Origin of the sequence: Ensifer sp. Root31 (assembly GCF_001424825.1) — a bacterium.
GTDB lineage: Bacteria > Pseudomonadota > Alphaproteobacteria > Rhizobiales > Rhizobiaceae > Ensifer > Ensifer canadensis.
In genome coordinates, this window is record NZ_LMCO01000066.1 from 296,912 (window position 1) to 309,519 (window position 12,608).

Below are 12,608 nucleotides of genomic sequence, written 5' to 3' on the forward strand. Positions count from 1 at the left end.
GGCGCTCTGCCCCCTGCAATCGGGCACGCCCGGATTTCTCAACGGAATGCTCTAAACCGTTCCCTCTGGCGGGGCAACGGGGAGTGCTTCGATAATCACGAAGGCCTGCGCCAGCGGGAAATCGTCGGTAATCGTCAGATGGATTGCCGCCCGATGCCCCTTGGGCACCATCGCCTGGAGCCGTTCGGCAGCACCACCGCTCAAATGCATCGTGGGCTTGCCACCGGGCATATTGATGACGCCCATGTCTTTCCAGAAGACGCCATGCGCTATTCCGGTGCCGAGCGCCTTGGAACAGGCCTCCTTGGCAGCGAAGCGCTTGGCGTAGGAGGCGGCGCGGTTCTTGCGACCTTCGGACTTGGCAATTTCCACCTCGGTGAAGCAACGATTGACGAAACGCTCGCCGAAACGCGAGAGCGAGTTTTCGATGCGCCTGATGTCGATGAGGTCGCTGCCGATACCGATGATCATGATGTGGACCTTGCACCGGACGCGCGCGCGCGCCTGCGGCGGGACTGGAAAAGACGGGCTGCTTGATAGGCAAGAGGATAGAAGATCAGTGCGCCGGCGGCGGCAAGCGGAACCGATCCGATGAGCATAGGCTTGAACACAGGCCCCCAAAGCGCCGACAATTCGAGGTGCTCGACCATATGCGCGACGTCCGCGCCGGTTGCGGGACCTGACGCCTGCGGTCCCATGATGACCGTGCCAAGTTCGTAGGACGCGGTCAGGATCATCGGGATGGTCACCGGGTTGGCAAGCGCCGTGGTGATCGCTGCCGCAAGCAGATTGCCGGAGAACGCGGAGGCAACCGCGACCGCGATGATGATATGCAGCCCAAAGAAGGGCGTGAAGGAGGACGCGGCACCTGCAGCGACCCCGACCGCAATCGAGTGCGGTGACGACGACAGGCGCAGGATGCGCAGCGCCATGTATCTCGGGCCACGCCGAAAGCCCTTGCGCGGCCATAAAAGCGCGCGAAGCCTCTCGGATATCGTGACCGGTTTTCTACGTCTGAATAACATTATGCCGTCATGACCGCATCTTGAAACCGCCAGTCGGCACAAGACGGCGTGTCCGCCTGTTTAAAGGCCGCAAGATAGGCGTCATGCCCCTTGCTTGCAACCCGCTGGCGTGTGGTGCAGCGATCACGATTGAGCCATTCGCCTGGCGCATGGCTCGCCATTCCCGCCATCATGCGGGAACAGGCAGCGGCTTAGTAGCCGTTGCGGAACAGGCCGCGATCGATCTGGCGCTGACGGTATTCGAGATCGATGCGATCGACCGAACCGTTGAGATAGGCGAGCTCGCGCTCTTCCTGAGTGGCGACGCGCAGAGCGCGGGTGATCTTCTTCAACTGATTTAACATGGCAAACCTCTTCGTTTACCTCCCATGCAGAAGATAGTTTAGAGGTCACTGTTCCACCAGAGCCAGGAAGAGACAGCAGCCATGCGCAACAAGCATGCCTTGCCGTTTTTCAAGCCCCGACCTGCCTGTTTTGAAGGCAACTGCGCAAAACGGACGCGCATAGGCCCAAACTTCACCGCCGAATGCGAGTATCGCCAACCCTCACGGACGGCCAGACAGACGGAGGCAAGAAGAAGAAAGTGCCGGTCATGATCCGCCTGCCAAGGCGAGACCCCGACGGAAGGCGGAAGCAACGGCGCCGGTGGTGACGGTTCGGCAGCTATGCGAAAGTCGAGCGGCGCCCCTTCACTCGAAGAGGCGCTTGACCGTGGAGATGCTCGGCAATTCCTTCAACTGCGTGATCAGGTGGTTCAGCTGCCTCAGATCCCAGACCTCGAGATCGAACTGCAACTCACTGAAGTCGGCAGCCACACGCCCCATGGAAAGCGAGCGGATGTTGACGTCGCTCGTCGCGATCGACTGGGCGACCTCCGCCAGCGTGCCCGGCTCGTTCAAGGCGCTGATGGCGATGCGCGCCATGAAGCGGCTGCTGTTGGCCTCGTCCAGATCCCAACGCACGTCGATCCAGCGCTCCGGCTCGTCGTCGAACTTCTGCAGGATCGGCGACTGGATCGGGTAGATGGTGATCCCCTTGTCCTTCTCCATGATGCCGACGATACGGTCGCCCGGAACTGCACCCGCCGCGCTGAAATGCACGCCGGCGTTACCCGAGAGCCCGCGGATCGGCAGCGCTTCCGGACCTTCCGCTTGCGCCGGCTCGCCCGCCTCCTTGGATCGGCCAGGCAACTTGAACACCATGCCGGCGGCACTGCGCATGTTGAACCAGCCATCGTCGGCGTTCGGCTTGACGGTGACGCGCTCGTCCTGATGGTCGGGGAAAACCGCGCGCAGCACGTCGAGCGACGACAGTTCGCCGCGGCCAACCGACGCGATCGCATCCTCGACCTCTTTATGTCCAAGCCGATGCAGCGCGGGCTTCAGCGCTTCGCGTGAAAACGTCTTGCTGGCGCGCTCGAAGGTTCGCTCCAGAATGCGATAGCCGAGGCCGGCATATTGCTTGCGGATGGCAGCGCGCGTCGCGCGCCGGATGGCGGAGCGCGCCTTGCCGGTGACGACGATTTCTTCCCACGCCGGCGGCGGCACCTGGATGCCCGAACGGATGATCTCGACTTCGTCGCCGTTGTTGAGGCGCGTGACCAGCGGCATGATGCGGCCGTTGATCTTGGCGCCGACGCAGGTGTCGCCGATGTTGGTGTGGACCGCATAGGCAAAGTCGATCGGCGTCGCGCCACGCGGCAGCGCAATCAGCTGCCCCTTCGGCGTGAAGCAGAACACCTGGTCCTGGAAAAGCTCGAGCTTGGTATGCTCGAGAAACTCTTCCGGGTTGTCGCCTTCGGCGAGCGACTCGATCGTGCGCCGCAGCCAGGAATAGGCGTTCGAGGTCGGCGACAGGGCGGTTTCCGTCGAGACCCCCTCGCCGTCCTTGTAGAGCGAGTGAGCGGCAATACCGTATTCGGCGATATCGTTCATCCGGCGCGTGCGAATCTGCAGTTCGATGCGCTGGCGCGACGGGCCGACGATGGTCGTATGGATTGACTGGTAATCGTTCTGCTTTGGCGTCGAGATATAATCCTTGAAGCGGCCAGGCACGACGCGCCAGCGGGTGTGCACGATGCCAAGCGCGCGATAGCACGACGGGATATCGTCGACGACGATACGAAAGCCCCAGACGTCGGAAAGCTGCTCGAAGGACAGGGATTTCGACTGCATCTTGCGGAAGACCGAATAGGGCTTCTTCTGCCGCCCCTTGACTTGCGCGCCCTTCAACCCCTCGGTCTGGAGCAGCTCAGTCAATTCGTCCTCGATCTTCTTGATCAGGCCTTCATTGCGCTCGGACAGCTCTTCCAGGCGGCGGGTGACGGTTTCGAAGGCCTCCGGATTGATATGGCGGAACGAGAGGTTTTCGAGCTCCTCGCGCATATCCTGCATGCCCATGCGGCCGGCGAGCGGCGCATAGATGTCCATCGTCTCTTCGGAGATGCGTGCCCGCTTCTCGGGCGTCATATGGTCGAGCGTGCGCATGTTGTGCAGACGATCGGCAAGCTTGACCAAGAGGACGCGCACGTCGTCGGAGATCGCGAGCAGCAACTTGCGCAGGTTTTCCGCCTGCTTGGCTTTCTTGGTGACGAGATCGAGCTTCTTGATCTTGGTCAGGCCCTCGACAAGCGCACCGATGTCCTCGCCGAAGAGATCATCGATCTCCTGCCGGGTCGCGGTCGTATCCTCGATCGTGTCGTGCAAGAGCGCGACTGCGATCGTCGATTCGTCGAGATGCATTTCCGTAAGGATCGCCGCCACTTCCAGCGGGTGGGAAATGTAGGGGTCGCCGCTTGCCCGCTTCTGCTGCCCGTGCTTCTGCATCGCGTAGACGTAAGCCTTGTTCAACAGGGCTTCATTGACGTCGGGCTTGTATTTCTGAACGCGCTCAACGAGCTCGTACTGGCGCATCATTCGCTGGCGGCTCCATGGGAAAAGACAATAAAAAAAGTGCGCCAATCATACGAGTGGCGCACTGCTTTGAAAACACGCGGGAACGCTTGTTCCGTTACGGATCTCAGTAGTCGTCGCTCTTTTCCGGGGGCACGAGGCCCTCGATGCCGGCCAGAAGTTCCTCTTCCGACATGCGGTCGAAAGTGATTGCCTCCGGCTGGTCGTCGTCTTCCGCCGTCTCGGCAAAAGTCGTGTCGGCATCGGCTTGCACCAGCGAAGCCGGATCGGGCTCGGGCTCGTCCACTTCGACGTGCTTCTGCAGCGAGTGGATCAGGTCTTCCTTGAGGTCGCCGGGCGAGAGCGTCTCGTCGGCGATTTCGCGGAGAGCCACGACGGGGTTCTTGTCATTGTCGCGATCGATGGTGATCGCTGCGCCCTGCGAGATCAGGCGGGCGCGGTGGCTGGCGAGCAGCACGAGTTCGAAACGGTTGTCGACCTTGTCAATGCAATCTTCGACGGTGACGCGGGCCATTGCCTGTCCTTTTGGGCTCAAAGCGCGGCGATCATCGCCGCAGCACGGATTAACGACACGAGACCGGAACGGCCGCCGGATGACGGCCTCGTCGGCTCCGATTTCTGGAATTAGCCGCCCGGATACAATCAAAACAGCATAAGTTCAAGTTTTTCCTGCACGGAGCGCTCACATCATCCTTTACTGCGTGATAAAATGCGACGCGGACGGGCTGGACTTTGTATTCACACACCCTAGTTGCATTTTCTAATACAAACCGGAAACGCCTGGTAGAAACTGCAGATTTCCGATGTGGACGAACTGCAGCAACTGCTAAAACTAGCTATATTCGCGTGCCGCCGCTTGGAATAATGCAAGTGGTTAACTACATTATTTGCAATATCAGCAATTATTAATGTAATCGCCGTATTTTCGCGCATCCGCCGACGGGCCGCTTACCCGAATGTGATGCGCACCAAAAAGGAATAACGATGTTTGACCCTCGCGAGAAAATCGCTCTTTTTATCGACGGCGCCAACCTCTACGCCGCGTCGAAGAGCCTCGGTTTCGACATCGACTATCGCAAACTGCTCAAGGCATTTCAAAAGCGTGGCTATCTGCTACGCGCCTACTACTATACGGCTCTCATCGAAGACCAGGAATATTCGTCGATCCGTCCGCTGATCGACTGGCTTGACTATAACGGTTACAAGGTCGTGACCAAGCCTGCGAAGGAATTCACGGACTCGCTCGGTCGCCGCAAGATCAAGGGCAACATGGACATCGAACTTGCGATCGATGCCATGGAACAGTCAGAAACCGTCGATCATCTGGTGATCTTCTCGGGCGATGGCGACTTCACCACGCTCGTCGAAGCGCTGCAGCGGAAGGGTCGCAAGGTTTCGGTGGTATCGACGATGTCGACCCAGCCACCGATGATCGCCGATGACCTGCGCCGACAGGCGGATCACTTCATCGATCTCGTCACGCTGCGGGCCGAAATCGGCCGTGACCCATCGGAACGCGTTCCCCGGCAACATGTCGAGCCGGTAGCCGACCCCGTTGGGATCTGAGCGAACCAGTCACTCGCCAAACAACGAAAAAAATTTTTAGGCAGGGCGTCGGGGCGAGAGTGCGGCTGCGTTCAGCCGCGCTCTTTCAGCAGTCGGCTCTTCTGCCTGTTCCAATCGCGCTCCTTGGCGCTTTCACGCTTGTCGTGCAATTTCTTGCCCTTGCCGAGCGCCAGCTCGAGCTTCGCCCGGCCCTGATCGTTGAAATAGATCTTGAGCGGAATGAGCGACATGCCTTCGCGATTGACGGCCCCCTGCAGCCGGTTGACCTCGCGCTTGGACAGCAACAGCTTGCGACGGCGGCGGGTCTCATGGTTGAATCGGTTTGCCTGCAGGTACTCCGGCAGATAGGAATTGATCAGCCAGATTTCCCCGCCCTCGTCGGTGGCGTAGGATTCGGCGATGTTTGCCTTGCCTTCACGCAGCGACTTCACCTCGGTGCCGGTCAGAACCAGGCCGGCCTCGTAGGTGTCGACGATCTCGTAGTTGAAGCGGGCCTTTCGGTTTTCCGCGACAATCTTCTTGACCGTGCGCTGGCTTCCCTTGGGTGCCATCAGTTCATCAATCCTGCATGTCTGAGCGCCGAGTCGATTGCGGCTTCCGTTGCCGGCTCCAGTGTCGAAAGCAGCGGCGAACGAACCGCGCGGCTCATACGGCCGAGACGGTTCAGCGCGTACTTGGCGCCGCACAGGCCAGGCTCCATGAAGATCGCCTTGTGCAGCGGCATCAACTTGTCCTGATATTCCAGTGCCTTGGCATAATCGCCAGCAAGGGTGGCCTGCTGGAATTCGGCGCAAAGCCGCGGCGCGACATTTGCCGTGACCGAAATGCAGCCGACCCCACCATGGGCGTTGAAGCCGAGCGCCGTTGCGTCTTCGCCGGAAAGCTGAACGAAATCCTTGCCGCAGGCCATGCGCTGCTCGGATACGCGTTCGATCTTGCCGGTGGCATCCTTCACGCCGATGATCGTCGAATGGGCCTTGGCAAGCGCGGCCATGGTTTCGACGCTCATGTCGACGACGGAGCGACCGGGGATATTGTAGATGACGATCGGCAGCTTCACGCTCTCGGCAATCGCCGAATAGTGGGCAAACAGGCCCTTCTGCGTGGGCTTGTTGTAATAGGGTGTAACGACGAGCACCGCGTCCGCACCCGCCTTTTCGGCGTGCTGCGCAAGCTCGATGGCTTCGGTCGTGTTATTGGAGCCGGCGCCTGCGATTACCGGCACGCGGCCGGCGGCTGCCTTGATGCAGAGCTCGACGACCTGCTTGTGCTCGGCATGCGAAAGGGTCGGGGATTCACCTGTCGTGCCGACGGGCACGAGACCGGAGCTTCCCTCTTTTATCTGCCATTCCACATGCGCGACGAAACCTTCCGCATCCACCGCGCCGGCGGCGGTGAACGGTGTTACGAGAGCGGGAATGGAACCCTTGAACATGCACAACTCCTGACGGCTCAAAGGACGAGCATACACTCACGCTTTGGCCGTAATCGACGGTTAAAAAACTGCCGCACCATAATCATGTGAGGGGGCTGCGGCAAGCGCCGTGACACGGCATTTCATGCCGGTTTTCACGTAAAAGCTTGACGTTCAAGCCGCATAATCCTTGAGGCTCGCCACCCGGTGCTAAGGTGGCGGCGGTGCGATTGCTGTGATCTATAAACCCCGGTAACCTTTCGTTAGGCAATCCGGCGGCAAATGAATGTGAGACACGGGGAAACACGGGGCTCTTGATGCGCGGATCAATTCTTCTGCCTGTCGCCGCCATGATCGGCACAGCGCTTCTGGCCTCGTCGGCCCTCTCCTCCGAAGCCTCGAACACAGTGCCGGTACCGGGCAGCAAACCCGCAATCTCAGACAAGGTCGGGCGCGTTTCGGGTAAGGACATCACCGGCGCGATCCCGGCGACGGTATCGCCCATTCAGGGCGGCTTGAAGGTCGGTCTGGATGCGCTTTCCGACAAGGATCCGACCAAGGCGATCACCGTTCGAAACGGCATGCACGAGGGCACGCTCGATCGTCATATTCTGACTTGGGCAATCGCCGTATCGGGGCAACGTGGCGTCCCCTCCTACGAGATCGCCGACGCCCAGCGCGAACTGCAGGGGTGGCCGGGCCTCAAATCGCTTCGCGCCCATTCCGAGCGCGCACTTTACCGCGAGAACCCGGCAGCCCCCGATATTCTTGCCGCCTTTGGGCAGACGCAGCCCGAAACCACGGAAGGGACGATCATCCTTGCCCGCGCGCTGGTGGCACAGGGGCAGAGTGCGACCGCAGCAACGCGGCTGCGCGCGCTCTGGTTCAAGCAGGGGCTCGACAAGGATGTGGAAACGCAGATCCTGTCGGAATTTTCCGGCCTGCTGACGGTTGCCGACCACAGACGGCGGATGACGATGCTGCTTTATCGCAACCGCGTCGAGCAGGCCGAACGCTTCAGCGATCTCGGCAAGGCGCAGTCGCTCTATCGCGCCTGGGCCGCCGTCAGCCGCGGCAGCACCAATGCCCCTGCGCTGATATCGGCGATCGACGCCTCATGGCATAAGGACCCGGCCTATCTGTTCATCCGTATCGAAAGCCTGCGTAAGCAGGACAAATATGCGGAGGCCGCCAAGCTGCTGGCCACGATGCCTAGGGATCAGGACGCGTTGGTCAATCCCGGTGAATGGTGGACCGAACAACGGATCGTCAGCCGCGGCTTGCTGGACAAGGGGGATTTTCGCGGCGCCTACCGAGTTGCCGCAAACCACAAGGCAACCGAGGCGACCGATATCGTCGATGCAGAGTTTCACGCCGGCTGGTTCGCGCTGCGCGGCATGGAAGATCCGGCCGCAGCATCGCAGCATTTCCGACGGATCCTTGATGTTTCCAACCGGCCGCTTTCGGCGTCCCGCGCTTGGTATTGGCTCGGCCGATCGGCGGAAGCGGGCGGACCGGGCAATGCCAAGGACTATTTCGCCAATGCCGCCCGCTTTCCAGGCACCTTCTACGGTCAACTCGCCGCTGCGCGGCTCGGCCACAAGGCACTCAACGTTACCTATCCCGCCCCTTCAGCGGAAGACCGTGCCCGTTTCGAAAACCGCGAGGCGGTTCGCGCCATCGCACGGCTGGAAGCGGCAGGTCACGGCTGGCGTGCCGACAGCATCTATCGGGCACTTGCGGAAGAACTGACGAGCCCCGGCGAACTGGCGATCCTTTCGGCACGCGCCGAAAAGACCCGCAATCATCAGCTTTCACTCCAGATCGGCAAGACCGCCTTTGGCCGTGGCATCGATGTCGCTGCACTCGCTTTTCCCGTCGGCGTCATCCCGTCGACCGCCAACATCGATGGCTCGGGCAAGGCGCTCGCCTACGCGATCGCGCGCCAGGAAAGCGCCTTCAATCCTGCGGCGGTCTCCACGGCCAACGCGCGCGGCTTGCTGCAACTGCTGCCCGGCACCGCCAAAGGGGTAGCCAGCCGCTACGGCCTTGCTTACTCCAAGGAGCGCCTGACGAGCGATGCCGGATACAACGCCACCCTCGGCGCGCATTATCTCGGCGAGCAGATCAACAGCTTCGGTGGTTCCTATATTCTCACCTTCATTGCCTACAATGCCGGCCCGCGTCGCGTACCGGACTGGCTCAGCCGCTATGGCGACCCGCGCGGCAAACCGATCGACGAGGTCGTCGACTGGATTGAGCGCATCCCGTTCCAGGAAACGCGCAACTACGTCCAGCGCGTGATGGAAAACTATCAGGTCTACAAGGTCAGGCTCGGTCAAGGCGCTGACATAGTCGCCGACCTTAGAATGGGACGACAGTTACCTTAGCGCAATTCCAGCAAGAGTGCGCAGCGGTGGTGCGTCAGACATCGCATAAAAACAAAGAGATAGCGCGCTTCTATGAACCCGTGCCAACGGGAAACGCTACTGCATGTTTCGTTAGATCGTATGCGATTCGAGGATAAAACATGCAGCAATTCACAGTGCTACAGCGACCTTTGCGCGTCTGATAAGACCCGCGGCGCTGTAGGTTCAGATTGGTTGTTCGTCGTTATCGTTGACAAATGGAGATGATCAAATAATCGTGATAGCAGAAGGCGGCACAAAGTACGATGTCACGCATTTCCCTTCTTGAAGGTTCCATCCTCCCCGACGAAAATGGTGAAGGCAATGAAGACGTTAACAGTTATCGCCCTGTCGGTGGTGACAGTAATGAGTGGCGTTCCGCCAGCACAAGCATTTCCGATCGCCCCGAAGATTGCGTCTCAAGCCACCGATGTCCAACCGGCGCAATTCCCGTACGAGCGCGGTGAAGCGCGGAAGAGTGCTAGCGGATGTGGTTTCCCCTATTGCGGCCGTGGCTATCGGTACAACCGGCACGGTTACTACGGCGACAGACATGGCCATTATCGCGATGGTTACCGCGGATACTATCGGGACCACGATAATGATGCCGGCGCGTTCATCGGCGGACTTGCGGCCGGTGCGATCATAGGCGGCTTGTTGAGCCAGCCAAGATACTACAACCGTCCGGGAGTTGCCGGCGGCAGCTCACATACCAGCTGGTGCTACGCCCGATATCGGTCCTATCGAGCCTGGGACAACACGTATCAGCCTTATGGTGGTCCGCGGCGGCAGTGCAATTCGCCCTACTGAAAAGACTGGATGGGGCGGCGGCCCCTCGCACCCTCCCAATGTTTCCGCTGCTCCGGTATCGGCGCGAAAACGTGGTTTTAAAGCCTGTGACCGGCGATCTCGCGGTCCAAAAGGTAGCGCGAGCGGCGAGTCCTTTCATTCCCTGAACGCCGGACCGCCTGCTTGCCGTTTCCGTTTCAATGGCTACGATCCGCCCGGGTGCAGATGGAGGGCGAGGCTGAAATGAACGAGTATGGGGCGGATGCGTTTCGGGAACATCGCTTCCCCGGGGTTGGCGGATTGCAGCTCTACGCGCGGGCCTACGGACCTGGGCCTCAGCCACGAGCGGCAACTCCGGTTATCTGCCTGCCAGGGCTCACGCGCAACAGCCGAGACTTTCACCAACTTGCCACCTTTCTTGCATCGTCGTCGGGAGGCGGGCACCCCGTTATCTCATTGGACTACCGTGGCCGCGGGAATTCGGAACGCGACGGCGATAAGAGTCGCTATACGGTTGCAGTCGAAACGTCCGACGTCATCACCGCGTGCGCATATTTCGCTATTGAAAAGGCAATTTTTATCGGCACCTCACGTGGTGGGCTGATCCTGCACCATTTGATCGGCCTGGCCCCCGGCTTGATAGCAGGGGCCGTGCTCAATGACATCGGGCCTGTCATCGAAATCGGGGGATTGCTCGGGATCCGGGACTATCTCAACACAGGGACCGGACCGGTAAGTTGGACCGCAGCGCCCAACTACCTGAAAGCCATGCACGGAGACGATTTCCCGATCCTTCACGAGGTCGAATGGCTGCAGATGGCAAGGGCGATCTATCGCGACGAAGGCGGCATTCCTGTCGTCGACTTCGATCCAGCAATTGCGGCACAACTGCAGGCGCTGACGTCGGACATGTTGCTGCCGGATCTTTGGCCCCAGTTCCACGCCTTTACCGGGCTTCCGATGATGGTCGTTCGCGGCGAACATTCCAAGCTGCTGTCAAGCACCACGGTCGATGAGATGAAGAGCAGGCATCCCAACTTGACGACCGTGACAGCCGCCGGACAAGGCCATGCACCGCTGCTGCATCTCGACGGCCCCAGGCATGCCATAGCCGCCTTTGTTCACCACTGCATGTTTCCTTAAATCCTATTCGATTTAAGGATAAAAACATGCAGCAATTCAAAGTGCTACGGCGACCTTTGCGCGTCTAATAGGACGCGCGGCGCTGTAGCAGCGAACGCGCGCCTGCGCTCCCGCCTGAGATCGCATTTCCTTTATGGAAAGCGCCAAACGAAAAAGCCCGGCTCGAAAGCCGGGCTTCTCTAAACTGACCGAGGTCAGATCAGATTAGAAGTCGCGCTGCAGGCGGACGAAGCCGAATACCTGGTCGTCGCCGTTGTCTTCATCTTCGTACTGAACCGATACGCGGGTAGCGAGGCCTTCGGTGATCTTGTAGTCAACCGTTACGCCAGCGCGCCATGCATCGTCGCCGCCGAAGCTGTTGACGGAATCCTGCAGGCTACCGAAGTACTGAGCGCCAGGAGTGATCGCCAGCTTGTCGGTTGCGTTGAAGCGGTACGAAGCAGCAACGCTCCACTCAGACTGAGCCCAGTAGGTGTTCGGGTTCGAAGCCCAGATACCAGCAAGCTGGAAGACGCCCGGGCCGAGGTCTGCAGAGAGCAAGCCGCGGATCGCGCCTTCTTCCCACTCGGTGTCGTAGCCGCCGAGCAAGTCGAAGGAAACGCCGCCGAGCGAAGCCGAAACGATACCGGAGATGCCAACGCCGTTTGCCTTGGTGGACCAGCCTTCGAGCTCGTCGATCGAGATACCGGCCTGGAAGGTGCCGCCGTCATAGAGGTAGGCAATCGAGTTGAACTCGGTGACGTTGCCGAGCGTGTCGGTTTCGCCGTTGATGCCCTTATCCCACCAGTTGTAGAAGAAACCGGCCTTCAGGCCACCGAGCTGGATGTAGGCTTCATCAACGTCGATGAAGTCGCTATCGCCAGAGTCGGTGTCGTTGTCGGCATTGAATTCAGCAGCGAAGAAGCCGGTGAGCGTGCCGTACTCGGTGTCGCTCTTGGCATCCCATGCGACGTAAGCGCGCGAGAAGACATCCCAGTCCGACGTGGACTGATCGTTGAAGCCGTCACCGTCGAAGTCATGGTTCGCCTGGTTGTAACGGCTCTGCGATGCCTCAGAACCGAACGAGCCCTGAACGCGGATGAAGCCGCTGAGCTTCAGGCAGGTTTCGGTGCCCGGGATGTAGAAGTAGCCAGTGCCGAAAGCGTCGCAAACGCGAACGTATTCCATGGGCTCCGGCTCGGCGGCGACGATTGCGTCGGCTGCCTGTGCGCCGGATACTGCTGCGAGAGCTGCAGCGGAGCCGAGAAGAAGGCTCTTGATGTTCATTTCTGACCTCCAGTCAAAAGTTTCAAACGGGTCTGGGTATTTTGCTGAAGGACAGCGTTCCCTGCCCCATCCCCAACGTTCAAGA

Annotated in this window: 11 protein-coding genes and 1 pseudogene; 4 read left to right on the top strand and 8 right to left on the bottom strand. The window is 60.0% G+C overall.

What is annotated here, in order from left to right; translation table 11 throughout:
* Nucleotides 1-51: 51 nt before the first annotated feature.
* The 5 genes and pseudogenes from acpS to rpoZ all read right to left on the bottom strand — a co-directional run bounded on the left by acpS (nt 52) and on the right by rpoZ (nt 4,451).
* The gene (acpS, locus tag ASD00_RS35710; protein WP_025426385.1) at nt 52-471 is read right to left on the bottom strand and encodes a holo-ACP synthase; all 420 of its coding nucleotides are present in this window, start codon (nt 469-471) and stop codon (nt 52-54) included.
* Nucleotides 468-1,110: pseudogene (locus ASD00_RS35715) on the bottom strand (DUF2062 domain-containing protein). Before ASD00_RS35715 ends, acpS begins: the two are co-directional and overlap by 4 nt.
* A 106-nt stretch (nt 1,111-1,216) precedes the next feature.
* Entirely contained in the window at nt 1,217-1,369 is a 153-nt protein-coding gene (locus tag ASD00_RS39575) for a DUF3563 family protein (RefSeq protein WP_067698885.1), read from the bottom strand.
* 345 nt (nt 1,370-1,714) lie between these two features.
* Nucleotides 1,715-3,940, bottom strand: coding sequence for a bifunctional (p)ppGpp synthetase/guanosine-3',5'-bis(diphosphate) 3'-pyrophosphohydrolase (locus ASD00_RS35720; RefSeq protein ID WP_025426383.1), 2,226 nt, complete (start codon nt 3,938-3,940; stop codon nt 1,715-1,717).
* 103 nt (nt 3,941-4,043) lie between these two features.
* Nucleotides 4,044-4,451 carry a DNA-directed RNA polymerase subunit omega gene (gene rpoZ / locus ASD00_RS35725; RefSeq protein ID WP_025426382.1) on the bottom strand — a complete coding sequence of 136 codons (408 nt, stop codon included), beginning with the start codon at nt 4,449-4,451 and terminating at the stop codon, nt 4,044-4,046.
* A gap of 470 nt (nt 4,452-4,921) precedes the next feature.
* Between rpoZ and ASD00_RS35730 the strand changes: the two genes are divergently transcribed.
* Complete coding sequence (locus ASD00_RS35730; protein ID WP_025426381.1) at nt 4,922-5,503, top strand: NYN domain-containing protein; 582 nt, start codon at nt 4,922-4,924, stop codon at nt 5,501-5,503.
* Nucleotides 5,504-5,574: 71 nt separating this feature from the next.
* On the opposite strand, the gene smpB is transcribed toward ASD00_RS35730, so the two are convergent.
* A complete protein-coding gene (gene smpB / locus ASD00_RS35735; protein ID WP_025426380.1) occupies nt 5,575-6,054 on the bottom strand; it encodes an SsrA-binding protein SmpB in 480 nt (159 codons plus the stop codon).
* On the bottom strand, nt 6,054-6,938 hold the full coding sequence (dapA, locus tag ASD00_RS35740) for a 4-hydroxy-tetrahydrodipicolinate synthase (protein ID WP_025426379.1): 885 nt from the start codon (nt 6,936-6,938) through the stop codon (nt 6,054-6,056). Before dapA ends, smpB begins: the two co-directional genes overlap by 1 nt.
* A gap of 296 nt (nt 6,939-7,234) precedes the next feature.
* Between dapA and ASD00_RS35745 the strand changes: the two genes are divergently transcribed.
* The 3 genes from ASD00_RS35745 to ASD00_RS35750 all read left to right on the top strand — a co-directional run bounded on the left by ASD00_RS35745 (nt 7,235) and on the right by ASD00_RS35750 (nt 11,257).
* The gene (locus ASD00_RS35745) at nt 7,235-9,307 is read left to right on the top strand and encodes a lytic transglycosylase domain-containing protein (RefSeq protein WP_025426378.1); all 2,073 of its coding nucleotides are present in this window, start codon (nt 7,235-7,237) and stop codon (nt 9,305-9,307) included.
* Between the two features lie 342 nt (nt 9,308-9,649).
* Nucleotides 9,650-10,135 carry a BA14K family protein gene (locus ASD00_RS39585; protein ID WP_081788894.1) on the top strand — a complete coding sequence of 162 codons (486 nt, stop codon included), beginning with the start codon at nt 9,650-9,652 and terminating at the stop codon, nt 10,133-10,135.
* Nucleotides 10,136-10,357: 222 nt separating this feature from the next.
* Complete coding sequence (locus ASD00_RS35750) at nt 10,358-11,257, top strand: alpha/beta hydrolase (RefSeq protein WP_057211460.1); 900 nt, start codon at nt 10,358-10,360, stop codon at nt 11,255-11,257.
* A 204-nt stretch (nt 11,258-11,461) separates the two neighbouring features.
* On the opposite strand, the gene ASD00_RS35755 is transcribed toward ASD00_RS35750, so the two are convergent.
* Nucleotides 11,462-12,523: a porin gene (locus ASD00_RS35755; protein ID WP_025426376.1), complete on the bottom strand. Its 1,062-nt coding sequence runs from the start codon at nt 12,521-12,523 to the stop codon at nt 11,462-11,464.
* Nucleotides 12,524-12,608 lie beyond the last annotated feature (85 nt).